15 protein-coding genes and 1 pseudogene are annotated in these 18,942 nt (G+C 58.5%); 7 read left to right on the forward strand and 9 right to left on the reverse strand.

The window, feature by feature from the left end:
* Positions 1-19: 19 nt before the first annotated feature.
* Both P3T40_RS20475 and P3T40_RS20480 read right to left on the reverse strand, forming a co-directional pair.
* Entirely contained in the window at positions 20-1,012 is a 993-nt protein-coding gene (locus tag P3T40_RS20475; RefSeq protein ID WP_429269635.1) for a PDR/VanB family oxidoreductase, read from the reverse strand.
* Positions 1,013-1,037: 25 nt separating this feature from the next.
* The gene (locus tag P3T40_RS20480; protein WP_429269553.1) at positions 1,038-1,499 is read right to left on the reverse strand and encodes a bacteriohemerythrin; all 462 of its coding nucleotides are present in this window, start codon (positions 1,497-1,499) and stop codon (positions 1,038-1,040) included.
* 513 nt (positions 1,500-2,012) lie between these two features.
* Between P3T40_RS20480 and P3T40_RS20485 the strand changes: the two genes are divergently transcribed.
* The gene (locus P3T40_RS20485; protein WP_429269636.1) at positions 2,013-3,044 is read left to right on the forward strand and encodes a porin; all 1,032 of its coding nucleotides are present in this window, start codon (positions 2,013-2,015) and stop codon (positions 3,042-3,044) included.
* Between the two features lie 122 nt (positions 3,045-3,166).
* Here the strand turns inward: P3T40_RS20485 and P3T40_RS20490 are convergent, their stop codons facing one another.
* The gene (locus tag P3T40_RS20490; RefSeq protein ID WP_429269554.1) at positions 3,167-4,918 is read right to left on the reverse strand and encodes an FAD-binding protein; all 1,752 of its coding nucleotides are present in this window, start codon (positions 4,916-4,918) and stop codon (positions 3,167-3,169) included.
* 351 nt (positions 4,919-5,269) lie between these two features.
* Between P3T40_RS20490 and P3T40_RS20495 the strand changes: the two genes are divergently transcribed.
* Positions 5,270-6,262 (forward strand): ABC transporter substrate-binding protein, encoded by a 993-nt coding sequence (locus tag P3T40_RS20495; RefSeq protein WP_429269555.1) that lies wholly within the window; start codon positions 5,270-5,272, stop codon positions 6,260-6,262.
* A gap of 99 nt (positions 6,263-6,361) precedes the next feature.
* Here the strand turns inward: P3T40_RS20495 and P3T40_RS20500 are convergent.
* The 3 genes and pseudogenes from P3T40_RS20500 to P3T40_RS20510 form a co-directional block, all read right to left on the reverse strand.
* Positions 6,362-6,993, reverse strand: a pseudogene (locus P3T40_RS20500) (SDR family NAD(P)-dependent oxidoreductase).
* Between the two features lie 39 nt (positions 6,994-7,032).
* Complete coding sequence (locus P3T40_RS20505) at positions 7,033-7,878, reverse strand: 4Fe-4S dicluster domain-containing protein (RefSeq protein WP_429269556.1); 846 nt, start codon at positions 7,876-7,878, stop codon at positions 7,033-7,035.
* Positions 7,875-10,832, reverse strand: coding sequence for a molybdopterin-dependent oxidoreductase (locus tag P3T40_RS20510; RefSeq protein WP_429269557.1), 2,958 nt, complete (start codon positions 10,830-10,832; stop codon positions 7,875-7,877). The genes P3T40_RS20505 and P3T40_RS20510 overlap by 4 nt, the downstream gene beginning before the upstream one ends.
* 376 nt (positions 10,833-11,208) lie before the next feature.
* Here P3T40_RS20510 and P3T40_RS20515 point away from each other — a divergent pair, with 376 nt between their 5' ends.
* On the forward strand, positions 11,209-11,754 hold the full coding sequence (locus P3T40_RS20515; RefSeq protein ID WP_429269558.1) for a MarR family winged helix-turn-helix transcriptional regulator: 546 nt from the start codon (positions 11,209-11,211) through the stop codon (positions 11,752-11,754).
* Between the two features lie 22 nt (positions 11,755-11,776).
* Here P3T40_RS20515 and P3T40_RS20520 read toward each other — a convergent pair whose 3' ends face one another.
* Complete coding sequence (locus P3T40_RS20520; protein ID WP_429269559.1) at positions 11,777-12,712, reverse strand: LysR substrate-binding domain-containing protein; 936 nt, start codon at positions 12,710-12,712, stop codon at positions 11,777-11,779.
* Between the two features lie 192 nt (positions 12,713-12,904).
* Between P3T40_RS20520 and gtdA the strand changes: the two genes are divergently transcribed.
* From gtdA to P3T40_RS20540, 4 genes are all read left to right on the forward strand, one after another.
* On the forward strand, positions 12,905-13,951 hold the full coding sequence (gene gtdA / locus P3T40_RS20525) for a gentisate 1,2-dioxygenase (protein ID WP_429269560.1): 1,047 nt from the start codon (positions 12,905-12,907) through the stop codon (positions 13,949-13,951).
* 73 nt (positions 13,952-14,024) lie between these two features.
* Positions 14,025-14,723: a fumarylacetoacetate hydrolase family protein gene (locus P3T40_RS20530; protein ID WP_429269561.1), complete on the forward strand. Its 699-nt coding sequence runs from the start codon at positions 14,025-14,027 to the stop codon at positions 14,721-14,723.
* Between the two features lie 33 nt (positions 14,724-14,756).
* Positions 14,757-15,398: a maleylacetoacetate isomerase gene (gene maiA, locus P3T40_RS20535; protein ID WP_429269562.1), complete on the forward strand. Its 642-nt coding sequence runs from the start codon at positions 14,757-14,759 to the stop codon at positions 15,396-15,398.
* Between the two features lie 27 nt (positions 15,399-15,425).
* Positions 15,426-16,634: a 3-hydroxybenzoate 6-monooxygenase gene (locus P3T40_RS20540; RefSeq protein WP_429269563.1), complete on the forward strand. Its 1,209-nt coding sequence runs from the start codon at positions 15,426-15,428 to the stop codon at positions 16,632-16,634.
* Between the two features lie 132 nt (positions 16,635-16,766).
* Here the strand turns inward: P3T40_RS20540 and P3T40_RS20545 are convergent, their stop codons facing one another.
* Together P3T40_RS20545 and P3T40_RS20550 are read right to left on the reverse strand one after the other, a co-directional pair.
* Positions 16,767-17,837: a porin gene (locus tag P3T40_RS20545; protein ID WP_429269564.1), complete on the reverse strand. Its 1,071-nt coding sequence runs from the start codon at positions 17,835-17,837 to the stop codon at positions 16,767-16,769.
* Positions 17,838-17,966: 129 nt separating this feature from the next.
* Positions 17,967-18,800 carry an ABC transporter permease gene (locus P3T40_RS20550; protein WP_429269565.1) on the reverse strand — a complete coding sequence of 278 codons (834 nt, stop codon included), beginning with the start codon at positions 18,798-18,800 and terminating at the stop codon, positions 17,967-17,969.
* Positions 18,801-18,942: the final 142 nt, after the last annotated feature.

Consider the following 18,942-nt stretch of genomic DNA (forward strand, 5'->3'; position numbering starts at 1 on the left):
TAGAGAGTGAGTGCCGCCCTCAAAGATCGAGGACCAGCCTTGAGGTCTTTGCGCGCGAACAGCACGGCATGAAGCAATCGTTGCGGGTCTGCTCTTCATCGGTTAGGTAGAGGTCGCGATGATCTGGCAGGCCAGCCAGTACATCAGTCCTGCAGGTGCCGCACACCCCCTGCTCGCAGGAGAGCGGAAGACTGAACCCGGCATCGAGCAATGCATGCGCCGCGCTTTGGTCTGCGGCGACCACAATGACTTCGCCACTGCGGTGGATCTCAATCTCAAATGGTCCGTCCCCGGCGGTTTCGATCGGTGCTGCACCGAAATACTCGCGATGCAGGTGTCCTTCGTCCCACCCCAGTTCCCGCGCAGTCTGCAGGATGTGACTCAGGAAGCCGTTGGGGCCGCACACATAGAGATGTTTATCGGAGGACGGCGCGCCAATTGCTGAACGGGCATCGAGTTGCTGCTCAGGGACACCGTCGTCCGCATGCACATGTACTTGCGACTCTTCCCCGAAGTGGGCGGTCTGCAGGCGCTCGACGAAGGCCATGCGCGATAGCGAGCGGCCGCAATAGTGCAACTCGAAAGCGCTTCCCGCACGGGCCAACTGTTGCGCCATGCAAAGGATGGGCGTGATGCCAATACCACCTGCGAACAGGATCGACTGGTCACTTTGACCGCTGTGCAGCGCAAAGTGGTTGCGAGGGGTGCTTATGGTGAGTACGTCGCCGGCGTGCACGCTATCAACGAGCTTCACAGATCCCCCACGGGACTGGGGATCGCGCAGCACACCAATTCTGTACGACGATTGCAGACCGGCTGGATCGTACAGGGAGTACTGACGCACCAGATCGCCGGGCACGTGCACGTCGATATGTGCGCCCGCTTCGAACGTAGGTAGCTCGTCACCCGACAACGGCACAAGCTCGAAGCCGGCGATGTCATCGGCCAACCATGTCTTGGCTGCGATTTGGACCTGCAGCAATGCGTTCGTTGATATCGGATTGTTTTCCATGGCATAGGGGGTAATGAGAGAACGATCAAGCGGCAATTTGACGACGCCAAATGACCACGGGGGCGGCGCCAAGCTGCCGTTGAATTAACCAACGCGCGAGTCCTTGGTCCATCACGCGTACGTGCTCGGCGAACCAATCCGCCAATGCACGCGCAAAAGAGCGAACGACTTCGGTTTGTCCCTGTGTCAACAGGGCGCGTACCTCGTCGAGTGATCGGAGCACGGCTGCGTGCTCGTCGATATGGCAACCCGCAGACTCGTATGCCGTTTCGCGCATCGCGGCGTCCTCTTCGCTGAAGTGGCGATATGCATGGTCAGCAAAGGCTTCGAGCGCGTTTGCGAGGTGGTGGTCTTCCGTGGTCAGCAGCGTCTGTACGCATTTCACAAACTCATGGTGCGTCTCATCCATGGTCTGATGACCAAGCGCGTAGTCATCGCGCCAGGTGAAGCTATGCGAAAGGCTAACTTGATCTTTTGTCTCATCCATCGTTCACCCGAACCGTGAAATTTGCGACCGTGCCGTACCGGAAAAGGGAGATGCCCGGCGGCCATATAGGGTTGTCATCTTTCAACGTGCTCCTGGCTAGTCACACATGTGAATAAAAACATCTTCCATGGAAGATAATATCGGGCGATAGAGTTGTCGAGGTAGGGCAAACGCGGATAGCGATGGGTTGGCATTCGTCGACACGCTATCCAGGGTAACTACCGGTGGCAAATCAGGTTGACGTCCGCGGCGGGTGAAATGTATCTTCCATGGAAGATGATTTAAAACGCGTACTCCGTGACCCATTGAACGCGACTTGGCGGATCTCTCACGGAAAGTCGTGGTCGTTGAATGTGCGGTGTTTTTTCTTTAAGTGTTCACCAAATACTTTGGAATGCGAAATGTAATAGAAGGTTGTCTGAAAATACGTCAAAGCCGAGCTATCGGAGGAGATTGCAGATGGTTGAGAAAAGGCGCTTCGCCCCCCGGAAAATGTTGCCTGGGGTCATCACGATGCTATTCGTAAGCTCAGCACACTCGCAGAGTGGTGTGACGTTGTACGGCATAGTCGACGCGGGTTTGCTATATACCAGTAAAACCTTGAATAGCGCGAATGGACAGAATTCTGGCAAGCAATTCTCTCTTATCGATTCCGGATTCACGCCGTCGAATTTTGGCTTGAAGGGCGTCGAGGACCTCGGGGGCGGACTGAAGGCAGAGTTCAGGCTCGAGAGCGGTATTAGCGTCGCCAACGGGGGCGTGGGCATTTCAAACGGGAACCTGTTTGGTCGCCAGGCGTGGGTTGGCATCAAGAGCGACAATTTGGGCGAAGTTAAGGCAGGTCTGCAGTTTTCACCTTTCTTTTTCGCGTTGACCAGACTTGATCCACGCGGTACTGCAACCTTCGCGAGCGGTGCCCTTCCTTACGTTGATGCCGTGTCCGCGACAGGCGTATTCGCGTCTAACGCGGTGTCCTATACAAGTCCGGTCATTGGCGGGTTTCAGGGCAGTGTGCTTTATGCGCTCGGTGGCGAGGCCGGCGATTTTGCAGCCGGACGGCAGTATTCTGCGGACCTGAAATACGACAACGGAAGCCTGTTGGTTGAAGCCGCTTTCTACAACGGAAACCCAGGTGGAAACGGACAGACACCGATACCCACCACTATCGAATTCTTTGGTCGCACGCTGGGCGTTTCCTATAAGTTTTCCTCATTGACGGTCAAGGCATCTTTCTCCAGCTACAAGGTGGCAGGGTCGTTCAGTAACGATGTGTATGGTGGGGGATTTGACTACTACGTGTTGCCGTCGCTAGATGTTAACAGTGGAGTTTGGTTCACAACAGACCGGAACAACACGTCGAATCACTCAATTCTGGGCGCGGTTGGGATAGAGTATTTCCTGTCGAAAAGAACGTCGCTGTACGGGCAGGTAGGCGTGGTGAATAATCACGGCGCGATGAATACCGGTTTGTCAATTGATGGCGCGCTGTTCGGGGTCGCTGGAACCACTGTAGGCACGGTGGTGGGGATCAGGCATCTGTTTTAGCCGGAGGCAAGACCAAAGCACCTTTGTTTGCTCACGGCGCGATTCATGGGATCGCGCCGTTTAAGACCGCCCCCGTGGCATTGAAAGCGGATGTCGCTTTATCAACGGGGGGCTTTCGGCGGTCAGGCAATGTGAACTTTTGAGGGCGAAGAGGAAGGGACACTCACCTCGCCGCCGACCTTCGTCTGCCCACTTCCAGCAATGGCCATGGCGGTCAGATATCCGAACGTCAACGCGGGTCCGAGGGTAATGCCGGCACCAATGTAGTGTCCGCCCACCGGCGAGTTCATATCGTTGCCGCAGGCGTAGAGTCCAGAAATTGGTCGGTTTTCGTGATCAAGAACTTCGCCGCGACTTCCGGTCACGAGACCGCGGCTGGTACCGAAATCGCCCGGCATCAGCTTGACAGCGTAAAACGGCCCCCGCTCGATGGGCCCAAGGCAGGGGTTGGGTGAGTGTGTCGGGTCGCCCTTGTAAATGTTGTACGCGGACGATCCCTTGCCGAAATCCGCGTCCACGCCGGTGACTGCAAACTGGTTGTTGCGCGCGACGCTGCGTTCCAGTCCGCTCGGGTCGACGCCGATCTTGCCGGCAAGTTCAGCCAGCGTTCGGCCGCTGAAGAGGTATCCCGCCTTCTCATAGCGCCGCAGCGACAGACTGCCGGGAAGGATGACACCAATGCCGTACTTTTTGACCGCCGCCGCGTCGGCGATGAGATAGGCGGGGATGGCGCCGGCATCGAACATTCCGAGCGTGAACGCGTGGTACGAGGCCGCCTCGTTGGTGAAGCGGTTGCCGTCCTTGCCCACTGCAATGAACCCGGGCTTGGGACGGTCAAGCATGAAGTGCCCCCACAACACCTTGTCGCCCGTCTCGCTCGAAAGCACTGAGGTAGGCACATAGAACCCCGTGTCCTCGGCGTTGTGGTCAAGCCGCCCTCCGGCCGATACACCGAGACGAATCCCCTCGCCAACATTGTCAGGCAGTCCGAGCGTCAGCTCGACTGTGGGCTTGCGTGAGTTTTCCTGGCGCATTTCCCGGCTGCCGGGATACCCGCCAGTCGCAATGACCACGCCTCGACGAGCGCGGACGCGAATGGTGCGGCTGTCCCGAACCACTTCTGCGCCTATGACGGTACCGTCATCGACGATTAGCCTGGTGGCCGACGACCTCAGCCAGATTTCGATTTGCCGATCGAGGATGGTTTTGTACAGGCGAGCAATGAGAGCGTTTCCGCCCACGAGCCGGGTGCCACGGTGATAGCTCAGCCGATCCACGCCATAGCGCAAAAAGCGTTTCATTACGTGGACGAACGACCGGGCTGATTTCGTGAAGGAGAGGAAATGGAGCAAGTCGACAAGGTCAAGCATCATTCCACCGAACGGTGCAAACGCCGGCAGCGGAGCACGTAAAGTCTTGAAGTGCGGGCCGAGCTTGCGAGCGTCGAATTCCAGCGGAGCATGAGCGCGACCGAACATGCCTCCCTCCAACTCGGGGTGATAGTCCGGGTAATCGACCGCCACGACCTCCAGCTCGGAGTTGCGCAACATATAGTTGAGGGCTTCTCGGCCTTCGCGGATGTAGGCTTCCTGCAGTGAGGCGTCGACACTCGTACCAACGGTCCCGGCAAAGTATTTCCGCGCCTTGTCAAAGGAATCTTTGAAGCCAGCGGCCTGCATGGGCGCACTGTCGACGAACCACATCATGCCCACCGACCACGCGGAAGTGCCGCCGACCTGGTCGGTCTTCTCGAGAACGAGCGGTACGAGCCCCTCGTTCTTCGACACGATCGCCGCGGTCATGCCAGCGGCGCCTGCACCCATGATGATGACGTCGACCTCGCGGTCCCAGTTCTCCGTCGCTGCGGTGCTCATGGCGTTTGTCCTGTGTTTAAGCGTTGCTGACAGATCTATCCGAAAATCGGTGTGCACGCACGGCCTGGCAAGCGGTCGCACCACACTAGCTTAGTACTCGTCGTGCTCCAGTCAAATCGTTCGACATAGCATCATACGCATCGTAATCGATTTATATCGAATGATGCGTTTCGGGGTGAACGATGTCAAGAATTCCAGGGAATCCCCTGGCAAATCTGCCTGGTTTCTCTTGCTGCAACTGCACATGAGTCCCGCCGGAGGGTTGCCAGATTTTCTTGACATAGATTCTTCCATGAAGGATCATTCGATATAAATCTATATTGCAGATTGAAGGTCGACAGAGGAGGAACAATGAGCAAGCTTCAGTTGTCCATCGCCGTAGGCAACTACGACCGGATCAGGCCGTTGGTCGACGGTGAGGTTCAAATCGAGGGTGTGGATCCGGTCTTCATGCTGCAGGATCCCGAGGAGATCTTCTTTCGCGCTTTCAGGCACGCGGACTTTGATATCTGCGAACTCTCACTCAGCAGCTACTCAGTGAAGACGGCTGCAGGGACCTCACCCTACGTCGCGGTGCCGGTCTTTCCGTCGAGAGCCTTTCGACACACGTCGATTTATGTGCGCGCGGATAGGGGCATCAACAGCCCGGAAGATCTGAAGGGCAAGCGCATCGGGGTGCCGGAATATCAGCTAACGGCAAACGTCTGGGTACGTCTTCTTCTCGAGGAGGAGTACGGTGTAAAGCCTTCGGATGTGACGTGGGTGCGCGGTGGATATGAAGATCCGACAAGGGTCGAGAAAATCACGCTGAACTTGCCTGCGGATGTGAAGCTGGAGAACGCGCCCGAAGGCAAGACGATCTCGAACCTGCTGGCGGACGGTGAAATCGATGCCGTCATTGGACCGCGAGCGCCTTCATGCTTTGACCGTGGGCATCCTCAGGTCAAGTATTTATTCGACGATCCGCACAAGGCCGCAGCGGACTGGTACACGCGTACGAAGCTGTTTCCGATCATGCACACGCTTGGCGTCAGGAGGACGCTGGCAGAGAGCCATCCCTGGCTACCGGGTGCGTTGCTCAAGGCATTTGAGAAGTCTAAAGCCCTCGCATTGACACGTTTGAGCGATACGGCGGCCACGAAAGTGACCCTGCCGTTCGTCGAAGACCAACTGCGTGCCGCTCGCAAACTGATGGGAACGGACTTCTGGTCATACGGCTTTTCGGCCAATGAGCATGCCATTGAGCGCTTTCTCGCGCGTCACTATGCAGAAGGGCTGTCAAGCCGACGGCTTGAACCGCGCGAGCTGTTCCATCCGGCAAGCCTTGAGAGCTTTGCGATCTGAAGGAGTGCCGCAAGGATATACGGCGGCAAATGGAGCCCTTAAGCGGGCTGCTGGCCGAAAGTACGGCCCACGGCCTGCTCTTGATTCACCCGTGGAGGATCAAATGCGATACGCGGGTGCGCCCTGTGGGGCACGAGACGCGCCACCATCGATAACGATTTCCGCCGCCTGCATGGCACTTGAATGGTCCGAAGCGAGGAAAAGCGCGGCTTGAGCCACCTCCTCGGCATCATTGAGACGGCCAATCGGAATACTTCTGATCAGGCTTTTCTCTTGCTCGCGGCATATGCCCCGAATCCCGCAATTCCCATTGTTGCTACAACGGATCCGATCAGGATAACTGATGATCCAGTGCGTAAATATGGCAGCGCCGCCTGCACCGTATAGAAGCTCCCCGCGACGTTGATCCTCAGTATGCGTTCGAAGAGCTCACTGGATGCGCCTTCCAAAGGCGTGGGAGATACAACGCCGGCACTTGCGAACAGAACATCGATACGACCGAACTGGCGCCCAACTTCTGCGAAGGCGGCGCCAAGGGCTTTGGTATCCGTGACATCAGCCTCAATCGTCACAACCTTGGCGCCCAGCTGACTGCGAGCGATGCCAAGCGTTTCCGGATTGTTGCTCATGAGGACGACATCTGCGCCCGCTTCGAGAAACAGTCGCGCCGAAGCGAATCCGATTCCACTGTCTCCACCAGTGATAACCGCCACCTTGTCTTTCAGCTCCATGTGTGTGTTCCCTTCGAGTGTCAGAATGTGGACAGGACATCAACACAACAGCGTGCCAAGATTGACGCTCCCGATGCGCTCTCTTGTGGCGATGATTTTTTCATTGCCGTCTTTGCGGACCCGCAGTTCGATTGTCGAGGTTTGCTCAGTCAAACCCGAGAACCGGAAATCCCCGAAATGGTCCGTCGTTGTCGTGCGTTCATCCCCGCCGGCGGAGTCGTGCAGCACAACTTCAACACCCTCCAGGTTTTGCAGGCGACCGTCGCCAGTGGCTTCGCAGACGTTACCTGCTACCAGATGGCTTAGCGCGTCATCCAGATTGCGGTAGAAGACACGAGGCCTTGTGCCAAACTCCGGGTGAATGACGGCCAGGTGTTCCGTCCTTACCATTTCTTGCAGTTCACTGTCCGGCACATTTAGCGCACGTAGCGCCTTGGTCGGGCATGCTTGTGCGCAACGCGGTTCTTTCCATCCGGCGTCAAGCAGGTGCGCGTCAAAATTCCAGTTCTGCGGCACCTGTTCCTGTTCGTTCCATTCAATCATGCCGTAGGGGCACGTCTTTACCAGATCCCGTCTGCCGCGTGACTTCTCGGGGTCAATGACCACGACGCCGTCGGGGCGTTTATAGATTGCCCCATCGGCCGCTGCCTTAACGCATGGAGCGTTGTCGCAGTGATTGCACATCTTCGGAATATAAGTCACGTCCACCAGCGACCCCTCTCCTCGGACGTGGCGTTCGACACGAATCGTTTCGAGCCCCTCCGGAGGATGCGGTGCGGAATAGCCGGGGAACGCGTTTCCGGTGTACTCGTCTTTTGTCGAGAGCACGCAGTTTCTGCAGTTGATGCAGAGGGAAACGTCCACTACCAGCGCCCAGCTGTTCATGCTGCCTTCTCCAGTGTTGTGTCCCATTTCTCTACCTCCACCCAGCAACTATTGGGAATAATCCCGTCTGCGGTCGTGCTCATCTTTCGCCCTGGCGTCAGCAGGTTGAGACAACCGCCGCGATCAACCGTACCTACCGAGGTCTGGATCAGATCGAGTTCGCCGCAGGATTCGTTGCCGCGTGCAACGCCATCCTTGACGAGTTGCGAAACGTCTATTGCGCAGATGACCGATGCCTGGGCGTTGTAGACCCGGACCAGATCGCCCGCGCGCAGGCCGCGCGCCAAGGCATCTTTCAGGCCGATTCGCAGGACCCAGTATCGATAGCCTCCCACGTTCATCCGGTGCTCATTGATCGTGCTGATGTGGCTATTCTTCCCATCGGCCTGGGTATGGAAACTGTAGACCGGGTGATTGGTCACGAGTTGTAGCGGGAACCGTTGCTTCACGCCGCTCTGACTGTTGATATATCGGTTGACCGCCGGTCGCGCGGGATCGATCTGCTCGATACGACGCAGGCTGGACGGAACAAACTCGAACTTGCCCGATTGCGTGGGAAGTCCCTGGCTGAATCCAGTCGAATACACGCCGGGAAGGGGATTCGCCTCGGGTAAGTCTTTGGTGCGACCCTCTGCGAACCAGCGCATGTCCACCGGCTGCTTGTCGTCGTCCTTGGGAGGCGGCACGACGTGATAGCCCTTTTGCAGGAATTTCTTCCAGCTGGTCTGCTTGGGCAGGTCGGTGGAGTTGAATATCCGCTCGCACCAGCTCAGTTCCGATCCACCGCCTTCCGAGTACATGCCGCCATAGCCGAGTCGCGTCAGGATATCGAGGAAAATCTGATAGTCCGATTTGGATTCGCCGAGAGGTTCGATGCATTTGTGCTGCATGATCATCATGCGGTGATTGAGTTGGCTCTGGGCATGTTGAATGTAGCCGCCGCAGTTTGCCCACTCGGATATATCGTCACGCTCGAGGGCAGTGCACGCTGGCAGGATGATGTCCGCAAACTGCGCTTCGTTCTCCATCCATACCGATTGATTGACGACGAACTCGAGGGATGAATGGCGATACGCTTCGACAAGTCTGTTCGATCCCGGGACCGTGCCGAAAGAAGATGATCCGTAGCGGTACAGCATGTGAACCCGCGAATGACCTAGCTTGGGATACGAGTATTGGCCAAATTGTCCTTCAGCGGAGAAGCCGTCCCAGAAGTAGCCTTCCGCGGTTCCTTGCGTGATCGCCTCGGCAAACCGTTGGCGCGGGATAGACTGCTTCACCGGATTGATCGTGATGATGTGAGGCATGCGGCAATAATTATTGGCCGCGCTCGCGGTGTAATTCAGGTCACCGGAGATTCCGCCCTCGGCGTAGCCAGGAAAGTAAAAGTTCAGGTCCTGAGGGGCGCCGATCTGTAAATTGCCAAAGTTGATCCCGGGCTTCCCCCATCCCTGCATGGCCATCATCATGACTAGACTGCGCGTCCATTGGGCGCCTGCCTCGGTGCGGCATGCTCCGCCAAAGCCTGCGCCGAGGCCTCCTGCAGCGAGGTAGGTTTTCTTTGACGACCACAGGGTCGCGAGACTGCGGACGTCTTTCGCGGGAATGCCGGTTTCAGCTTCCTGCCACTCCGGCGTCTTCGGCGTGCCGTCCTCTTCGCCGAGAACATAGGCACGCCATTCGTCGAAGCCCGTTGTTTTAGACGATATGTATTCCTTATCGTAACTGCCGCTGATCATCCACTCGTGCATGATGGCGATTGCGAGTGCTGAATCGGTGCCGGGCTTGATCGGTAGCCATTTTCCTCCGAGGAACTGGGCGGACTGAGTCAGATAGGGGTCGATGTGAACGAACTGTATACCGAGCTGCTTGGCCCACAAGCGGCGCTCAGTGCCCTCGAATCCGGCGTATACGCCATTGGTCGATTCGGGATCGCTCGACCAGAAGACGATCACCTCTGCGTGTTCGAGACAGTCCTGCGTCGTGCCGTAAAAGCTCGGCGTGCCCAGACGCAAGCTGTTGCCGTAGTGATGCATGGCACCCCAGTACCAGCCTTCCCAGCTAATCGGGCTCATTTCCACGCGGGTGTACCCAATCAGGTTACCGAAGCGTTGCATGGCGCTCAGGTAGTAATTGACGTTGCCCCACTGATGGTGCGCACCCGTGGCCATCGCGATAGCCCCGGGACCATGCTCCTGCTTCATGCGGCGAATTTCGCCGGCGACAATGTCGAGCGCTTCGTTCCAACTGATCCGCTCGTAGCCCGAGATGCCCCGGTTCTGAAGATTGCGTTCTCCGTTAGGGTCAAAATCGACCCGCTTCATCGGATAAAGAAGCCGCTTGTCGGAATAGACGAGGGATTTGAGTGAGAGCGCGTGCGGGCTGACGGTTGCACGTCGTGCAGGCGAAAACTGGTGGCCTCGTGCGGCGATGGTCCAGCTGGGTCCGTCCTCCTCCGCCAGATCAATGGGCGTTGTCCGGATGATCTTTCCGTCCTTGACGAAGACAAAGACCGGTCCGCCATTGGTGAGCGTGACATAACGGGTGGTCCCATCCTTCATCCGGGTGCCCGTGCGCCAGGAGGCCGTCTTCATCGTGTTCACCAGTTGGCCGAACCAGACGAGGGCCTCGTCACTGCCGCCCTGCGTGATCTTGAAGTTCTTGAGCGCATCGATCAGAAACGCATGATCGGTGGTGGGCGCCAGCATCTTGCGTGCTGTGGCTACATCCATGAAGACTAGCTCGGCGTCGGGCTTGGTGTTGACGCCCCAGCGCGCGGTGACGGTGCCGTTTCCGAAATGAAGCTGCCTCGCGAGACTGTTGTCTCGTAGCCGAAGCTGGATGACCCAGTGTCCTGCCCCGAGATGTTCACGCACGGATGGAAACTTCCGCGCCGCCATCCGTAGAGCGAACGGCATCAGCCAAAGTATGAGAACGAGAATGTTTCTTTGCATGGGAGTCTCTCCTGAGCTCACATGCGCCCGTGCAGGGCGCGATAACGGATCCGGGACGTTGATGCTGACGGGATGATGTTTACCAACCCGCCGAACTGCTGATCCCGGCTCATGGCTCGTGTTTGCTGTACCGCACCATAAAGAGACTCCGCAGATTCAGACGAACACATCGACACCTGTTGTATGATCTTTCTCGCGACGGATTATCTGCACAAAGACGATTCCATCCCAGATCGATTTATATCGAATGATGTGATTTGGAACGAACAAAGTCAAGGGCCCCAGGGAATCTCCTGGCAAGTTGGCCGTATTAGTCATATTTTTTGTCAATCGGCTCCGCGCCCGACTGGCCACCCTTATGCGAAGGAATGAGCGAATGCCCAAGTCAAACTCCAGTGCGGCCAAAGCAACTGTGAAGGTTGCTGCGCGACCGGGTCCGGAACCGGAAGCAAAAGAATCTTCTGACGTATTTGATGACCGCGGCAGGACTGTGCCGTGGATGGCGCGAACGGTGCACCGGCTCTACGACGCACAAGCGCAGAAGATTCTTGACAGGGAGAACCTCGCAATCGCGTACTGGTACTACCTTCGTGTCCTGGCAGCGCGCGGTGAACTGAACCAGTTGGAGCTCAGCAAGCGTGTTGGTATTGCCTCCACCACCGCGGTACCTGCGCTGGATAACCTCGAAAAGCGCGGCCTTGTCCAACGAACCCGGGACCCAAACGACAGACGAAAGTACTTTGTCAGTCTGAAGCCTGAGGGCCAACGGCTGGTAGATGAAATGCTGCCCGAGCTGACCGAGATGATTTCGGCCTCACTCGAGGGGATCTCTCAGAAGGATATGCGTACTTTCTGGAAAGTGATGCATCAGATCGAAACAAACCTGAACCAGGCGTCCCAAAGCGACACGGTCGTGGATTGAACTGGCCTTAGCGTTTGAGGTTTTAAGCGGTGTGCCATTCTTTCATGTGCGGGTCTGCGAAAGCGCGCAGACTTTCCAATGCCATGGCCACCGCCGCGCGATTGACGTTCTCGGCGTGCCAGTAGGCCGAGACTGAGCCGAAGCCTTCGAGTTGAATCGGCAGAATGCCCAGCGCCTTCAGTTGCTCGAAGCGAAGCGCGGCCCGATGCGAGGCAACGCCTACCAGATCGGTGTTGTTCAGCAGCGTGAGATTGAGAATCGACGAGTTCGATTCGACACAGTGATCGGGCAGCGTGCGTCCCGCGGCCGCGAGCGCGGTCTCTAGCGCGTTGCGCACCGGCGTGCCCTGCGGCCAGACGATCCACGAATACGCGAGCACATCGTCCCAGCCGAGTTTGGCCTTTTCCGTAAGCGGATGATCAGGCCGTGCAACGAAATTGATCGGCTCCGTATACAGCGGCTCGGTCTGCAACTGCGGATCGTCGTACTGCTGACCCGAACGGCCGACGACGATATCCAGCTCCGCTCGCGCAAGCTGCGGCATCAACAGGTTCATCGTGCCTTCGACGAGCCGCACCTGCGCGCGCGGCATACGGTCGAGAAGCCGCGCCACGGCGAGCGGCACCGTGTCCGCCGCCGATACACCCGACGTCCCGATACTAACCAGACCGCTGCCGCCCGCGCGCAGCGCCTGCATGTCATCACGCGCAATGTCGAGATGCGCTTCGATCCGGCGCGCGTGCTCGATCAGCGCCTCGCCATATGACGTGGGCCGCAGACCGCGCGCGTGCCGCTCGAAGAGGGGCAGGCCGACGTCTTCCTCAAGTTCCTTAAGCCATTTCGATAGCGCCGGCTGCGTCGAGTTGAGCACCGCTGCCGACTGGCTGAGGTTGCCCGTGCTCGCGAGGCTCAACAACACCTGCAGATGCCTCAGGCGCAAGCGGTAAGTCCAGTCCATGGCGCGGCCCTCTAGTCACGATTCTCGTAAATCCCGCGCTACGGGTATATCCGAAACCGTATGGGTTAGATGATTTCACCATTTTGCTGGGCATGGCACTGTCGCATATAAATGATTGTGCGGGATCCATCAAGGCGACGCGATCAGCTAGTTAGCGCGTCTGACCCGCGAGACACCACACAGGAGACTCGAATGTCCAATAACCATCCGGGCGGATCGCGCGCGGCTTATTACGAGCAGATTGCCCAGCAGCGTATGGCTCCGCTTTGGGAATCGCTACACAACCTCGTGCCGAAAGCGCCGCAACCGAAAGCACAGCCCGCAATCTGGAAGTACGCGCAGGTGCGCGACCTGGTGATGCAGGCCGGTTCCGTGATCAGCGCGGAAGAAGCTGTGCGCCGCGTGCTGGTGCTCGAAAACCCCGGCCTGCCCGGCAAGTCGAGCATGACGCCGAATCTGTATGCCGGGCTCCAACTCATCCTTCCCGGTGAAATCGCACCGAGCCACCGTCATACGCAATCGGCGCTGCGCTTCATTGTCGAAGGCAAGGGCGCGTGGACGGCCGTCAACGGCGAACGCACGACAATGCATCCGGGCGACTTCATCATCACGCCGTCGTGGACATGGCATGACCACGGCAATCCTGCCGTGGAAGAGGGTGGAGAGCCTGTCGTGTGGCTCGATGGCCTTGATATTCCGCTCGTCGCGCAGATGGACGCCGGTTTCGCCGAGAACTACCCCGAGCAGACGCAGCCGGTGGCGCGCCCCGAGGGCGACAGCTTCGCGCGTTTCGGCCACAACATGGTGCCCGTGCGGCATCGCGTGTCCGATCCCACTTCGCCGATTTTCAGCTATCCGTACGAACGCAGCCGCGAAGCGCTCGACGCGCTGTACCGCAATGGCGAACTCGACGAATGGGACGGCGTGAAGCTGCGCTACGTGAATCCGGCCACGGGCGGCTGGCCGATGCCGACCATTGCGACCTTCATGCAATACCTGCCCGCGGGCTTCAAGGGCCGCACGTATCGCAGCACCGATTCAACGGTGTACTGCGTCGTCGAAGGCAAGGGCACGGTCAAGATCGGCAACGACGAATTCACATTCGAGCCGCACGACGTGTTCGTCGCACCGTCGTGGGCGCCCGTGCAACTGGCGGCATCGGCGCAAAGCGTGTTGTTCAGCTATTCGGATCGTCCCGTGCTATCCGCGCTCAATCTGCTGCGTGAAGAGCGCAGCTAGACGTATCCCTCCTGTTCCATGCGCCGCATCGGCGGCGCGTGACTAGACCTTTATCTGTCGAGTCGAACTCATCATGACTTTTGTTTTCCCGCCTGAAGCGCCCGTCACTGTGCCCGTCGCCGGTAGCGACGCTCAATTCGCGGTGCGCCGCGTCTATTGCGTGGGCCGCAACTACGCGGCGCATGCGCGCGAAATGGGCTTCGATCCCGATCGCGAGCCGCCTTTCTTTTTCTGCAAACCCGCCGATGCCGTCGTGCCCGTCGCCTACGGTGAAACGCTCGAACTGGCTTACCCGTCGCAGACGACCAACTACCACTATGAAGCCGAGCTCGTTGCGGTAATCGGCAAGGGCGGCTCGGATATCGCCGTCGAACAGGCGCTCGATCACGTATGGGGCTACGCGGTCGGCCTCGACATGACGCGCCGCGATCTGCAGATGAAGATGCGCGAGATGGGCCGTCCGTGGGAGATTGGCAAGTCGTTTGACCGATCGGCGCCGATCGGGCCGATTCATCCGGCCAACGAGATCGGTCACTTCGAGAATGCCGGCCTGTGGCTCACGGTCAACGGCGAGACCAAACAGAAGAGTGACGTGTCGCATCTGATCTGGTCGGTCGCAGAGACGGTTGCGTATCTGTCGCAATTCTTCCGCCTCGAACCGGGTGACGTGATTTTCACGGGCACGCCCGAAGGCGTCGGACCGGTGAAGAAGGGCGACACGATGAAGGTCGGCGTCGAGCGTCTTGGCGAAGTCACGGTGTGCGTGGCTTGAGATACGTCACCTGCATGGTTCGGAGGTCTACTCATGCAACTCTATAGCTTCTTCAACAGCTCGACGTCGTACCGCGTACGCATTGCGCTCGCGCTCAAGGGACTCGCGTATGAGACGCTGCCCGTCAACATCCGTGTCGGCGAACATCGCGCAGTGGACTATGTGGCGAACGTAAATCCGTCCGCGACGGTGCCCGCGCTAGTCGATGGCGATTTCAAACTCGGCCAGTCGCTCGCGATCATCGATTACCTCGACGGTAAGCACCCCGAGCCGCGTTTGATTCCGCTCGAACCGGTACTGCGTGCGCGCGTGCTCGAATTCGCTTCGCTGATTTCTTGCGACATCCATCCCGTCAATAACCTGCGGGTATTGCGCTATCTGGAAACGCAATTGAAGGTCACGCCGCAGCAGAAGAGCGCGTGGTATCGGCACTGGATCGCAGAGGGCATGGCCGGCGTCGAACGCATGCTCGAACGCAGCAACGCAGGTCCGTGGTGCTTTGGTGCGCAACCGACGCTCGCCGACCTGTGTCTGGTGCCGCAGGTCGCAAACGCGCTGCGCATGGACTGCGATCTGAGTCCGTATCCGCGCAGTCTCGCTGTCTATGAATACGCATCGAAACACCCGGCATTCGACGTTGCACAGCCGCAGCGCCAGCCCGATTACATTGCCTGATTGCAGTATTGGAGATTGGAGACAGCCATGAGTGAGACAAACAACAAAGGCCGGTGCGTGCTCGTGATCGGCGGCGGCATTGGCGGCCTCGCCACCGCGCTGGCGCTCGCGCGTCAAGGCATTCGCGTGCAACTGCTCGAGCAGGCGCCTGAGATCCAGGAAATCGGCGCGGGAATCCAGTTGGCCGCAAACGCGTTTAACGCACTCGATGCGCTGGGCGTTGGTGAGGCAGCGCGCAGCCGCGCCGTATTCACGGACTACCTGAAACTGATGGATGCGCTTGACGCAAAGGAAGTGATGCGGATCGACGTCGGCGCCCCGTATCGTGCGCGCTTTGGCAATCCGTATGCGGTGATTCATCGTGCCGACATTCATCTGTCGATTCTCGAAGCCGTGAAGGATCATCCGTTGATCCAGTTCCGCACCAATACGCAGGTCTGCGAACTCGAGCAGAATGCCGACGGCGTGACTGTCATTGATCAGAACGGCGAGCGGTACCACGCGGATGCCGTGATCGGCTGCGATGGGGTGAAGTCGGCGATACGCAAGGCGTTGATCGGCGACGAGCATCGCGTGACAGGGCATGTCGTGTATCGCGCCGTCGTTGACGTCGAAAACATGCCGGAGGATTTGCAGATCAATGCGCCTGTGGTGTGGGCCGGTCCACATTGCCACCTCGTGCACTATCCGCTGCGCGGTGGTCGCCAATACAACCTGGTCGTTACGTTCCACAGTCGCGAGAAAGAGGAATGGGGTGTGCGTGAAGGCAGCAAGCAGGAAGTGCTGTCCTACTTCGAAGGCATTCATCCGTTGCCGCATCAGATGCTCGACCGGCCGACTTCATGGAAGCGCTGGGCCACGGCGGACCGGGACCCCGTTGAGCACTGGAGCTTTGGACGCGCGACGGTGCTCGGTGATGCCGCGCATCCGATGACGCAATACCTGGCGCAAGGCGCCTGCCAGGCGCTCGAAGATGCCGTCACGCTGGGCGCCGCCGTCGCTGCGACGGATGGCGATTTCGAAGCGGCGTTCAAGCTGTACGAGACCGCACGTATTCCACGCACGGCGCGCGTGCTGTATTCGGCGCGTGAGATGGGCAGGATCTATCACGCGAAGGGCGTCGAGCGACAGGTTCGGAATTCCCTTTGGATCGGCCGCACGCAGGAGCAGTTCTATGACGCACTGCAATGGATGCATGGCTGGCGCGCGGAAGAGTGCCTGAAGGGCGTTATCTGAGGCGCAACGGCCTTCCGTTCGGAGCGATACGTTCAGAAGGCTGGTTTAACGAAGGACGCGTCCTCTAAGGCGGTATTTACACCGCCCCGAGGACGCCCGGACTAAAGTACCTGTACTCCGTCAGGCCATCGGTTAGAACATATGCATGATGCCAAAGTAGCCGCCTTGCTGATTGTGGCCAGGCAGCGGTTGGGAATCGGCCGTCTCAACAGGGAAAGCGGAGTTTTTGCCGTTGAACATCGCTCCGACGGTCAGGTAGACGAATGTCCGTTTTGACAAGTTGTAGGTCGTGGCGAGGGCGGCGAGATTTCCCTCTCCGCCACCATGATTCACGTTACCGTGATACCAGGCGGCCTGGACCGCAAGGGCAGCGGTAACCTGATACGAGGTGCCTACCCATTCCTGCTGGCTGCGAGTGGCGGCGAAGGGATTAAACGCAGTGGCGACTGTGTCCTGCCCGGATGAAACCAGTTGTTGATAACCAGTGTAGAACTTGAGTCCACCAAACTGGTAGGTGGCGCCGGCCATGTACTCGCGTGAGGCCGCGTACAGGTCTGAAAACTTTCCATTGGCGTCGTGGATCTCTTCATAAACTCCGTACGCGGCGAAGCTGGTCAGCGTGTACTGTGCGCTCACACTGAACTGGCGTCCGCCACGGAAGTTGCCAGCCTCGTTGCCAAAACCGTCTTGCACCCGGAAGGAGAAGCCAGCCCAGGTGGGCGAATTGTAGGTGACGACATTCGATCGGGGACCCCAGGCTCGCCCGAAGGCGAAGTTACCCACGCCTATGCCTACCTGTTCCGCCAGCGGGTCAATGTACCAACCGGTTTCATCCGTCAGGCTCATGGCCTCCCCGAACCAGATGCTTCCGTATTTATCGGCGGCCAAACCCACATACGCGTCGCGGGTGAAGATCGTGTTGGGTGGAATCTGGCCGTTTCCGGAAGTAAACAGGCTTTCCAGTTTGAAGACAGCGTGCAGGCCTCCTCCGAGGTCTTCAGTGCCTTGCAGACCAAACCAGCTGTATCCGTACTGGTCGCTGCCGAACCTGTAGTTGTTTTTCGACTGACCGCTGGGCGTAGCGACGTTTGTGACGAAATCCAGACCCGATGCAACGCGGCCGTACAGGGTCACAGAGCTCTGCGCGTAGGTGTTGCAGACGCCACACGCCATCAACGCTGCACATAAGATTATCTTTCTCATTTCGTTATCCTCAATATAGAAAAGAATCTCCGGAAATTGCTTTATGACCTCTTGCGGGTCTATGCAATCAGTCTTCCAAGTCGCGTTTGCCCGGAAGAGACCCGCGCAAACCCTAGCTACTACTTTCCACTACGAGCTTTTGCGAAGCGTCCTTAGCGCCGTTGGCAGGTGGCGAACGGTGGTTGCGAGCAGAATCGCGCACGCCTGCACTAACAACTGAACGGCGGGCCCCGCACCCAATGCCAGCACGAGTTGACCAAGCTGCGCCATGAACAGCGCCGCGACCGCGCTGGCGATCACGCTACCTTTGCCGCCGGTGAATGGCGTGCCGCCAACAACGACAGCTGCGATCGCGGGAAGCAGATAGTCGTCGCCCGACGTCTGCGACGCGCTACCAATGAATCCGGCGAGCAGCATTCCAGCGGCAGAGAAGCACACCGCCGATGCGACATAAGCGCCAATCCTGTACTTGAGGACCCTCACTCCGGCAGTTTCCGCCGCGCGCGGATTGACACCCACAGCGACAAACCGGCGTCCTATCGCAGTTTTACGGGTGATGAACCACGCCGTGACCACGAAAGCGAAGGCGAACAGCACATTGGCGGGCAATCCAATGAGCTGGGCGTGTGAGATTGTCTGCATGATGGTCGGGACGTTGACTGGAACATTGCCGGTCAACGAGCGCACGCCCCCAATGAGAAGCGCATTGACAGCCAACGTCGCGACCAAGGGGGTAATGGCGAACTTCGAAACCAGGGTTCCATTGACGATTCCAACCATCGCGCCCACGCACACGGTGACGATCACCCCAAGGACAATGGAATCAAGACCGAATCCGCTGCGGGCCATCACCACGCCGGCAAGCGAGACCATGCCAATGGCAGACATGTCGAGCCCCCGCTGCTGGATGACCAGGGTCTGTCCGGTGGCTACGATTGCGAGGATGCCTGCGAACGGAAGCATGGCCAGAATCGAACCGCGGGTGATAGTGCCTGGCGCGACGACTGAGCTGACGGAGAAAAGAACTATCAATCCGACCCAGATCCACGAGAACTCACTGAATGCTGGTATCCGAACTGACTTCGACCTCGCGGAAAGTGACCGT

Origin of the sequence: Paraburkholderia sp. EB58, from assembly GCF_050436665.1 — a bacterium.
GTDB lineage: Bacteria > Pseudomonadota > Gammaproteobacteria > Burkholderiales > Burkholderiaceae > Paraburkholderia.

Coding starts and splice junctions, on each gene's coding strand:
- P3T40_RS20490 (WP_429269554.1), bottom strand. CDS start 4,918: ATGAGCACCGCAGCGACGGAGAACTGGGACCGCGAGGTCGACGTCATC.
- maiA (WP_429269562.1), top strand. CDS start 14,757: ATGCAACTCTATAGCTTCTTCAACAGCTCGACGTCGTACCGCGTACGC.
- P3T40_RS20495 (WP_429269555.1), top strand. CDS start 5,270: ATGAGCAAGCTTCAGTTGTCCATCGCCGTAGGCAACTACGACCGGATC.
- P3T40_RS20530 (WP_429269561.1), top strand. CDS start 14,025: ATGACTTTTGTTTTCCCGCCTGAAGCGCCCGTCACTGTGCCCGTCGCC.
- P3T40_RS20550 (WP_429269565.1), bottom strand. CDS start 18,800: ATGCTTCCGTTCGCAGGCATCCTCGCAATCGTAGCCACCGGACAGACC.
- P3T40_RS20505 (WP_429269556.1), bottom strand. CDS start 7,878: ATGAACAGCTGGGCGCTGGTAGTGGACGTTTCCCTCTGCATCAACTGC.
- P3T40_RS20515 (WP_429269558.1), top strand. CDS start 11,209: ATGCCCAAGTCAAACTCCAGTGCGGCCAAAGCAACTGTGAAGGTTGCT.
- P3T40_RS20485 (WP_429269636.1), top strand. CDS start 2,013: ATGCTATTCGTAAGCTCAGCACACTCGCAGAGTGGTGTGACGTTGTAC.
- P3T40_RS20520 (WP_429269559.1), bottom strand. CDS start 12,712: ATGGACTGGACTTACCGCTTGCGCCTGAGGCATCTGCAGGTGTTGTTG.
- gtdA (WP_429269560.1), top strand. CDS start 12,905: ATGTCCAATAACCATCCGGGCGGATCGCGCGCGGCTTATTACGAGCAG.
- P3T40_RS20540 (WP_429269563.1), top strand. CDS start 15,426: ATGAGTGAGACAAACAACAAAGGCCGGTGCGTGCTCGTGATCGGCGGC.
- P3T40_RS20510 (WP_429269557.1), bottom strand. CDS start 10,832: ATGCAAAGAAACATTCTCGTTCTCATACTTTGGCTGATGCCGTTCGCT.
- P3T40_RS20545 (WP_429269564.1), bottom strand. CDS start 17,837: ATGAGAAAGATAATCTTATGTGCAGCGTTGATGGCGTGTGGCGTCTGC.
- P3T40_RS20475 (WP_429269635.1), bottom strand. CDS start 1,012: ATGGAAAACAATCCGATATCAACGAACGCATTGCTGCAGGTCCAAATC.
- P3T40_RS20480 (WP_429269553.1), bottom strand. CDS start 1,499: ATGGATGAGACAAAAGATCAAGTTAGCCTTTCGCATAGCTTCACCTGG.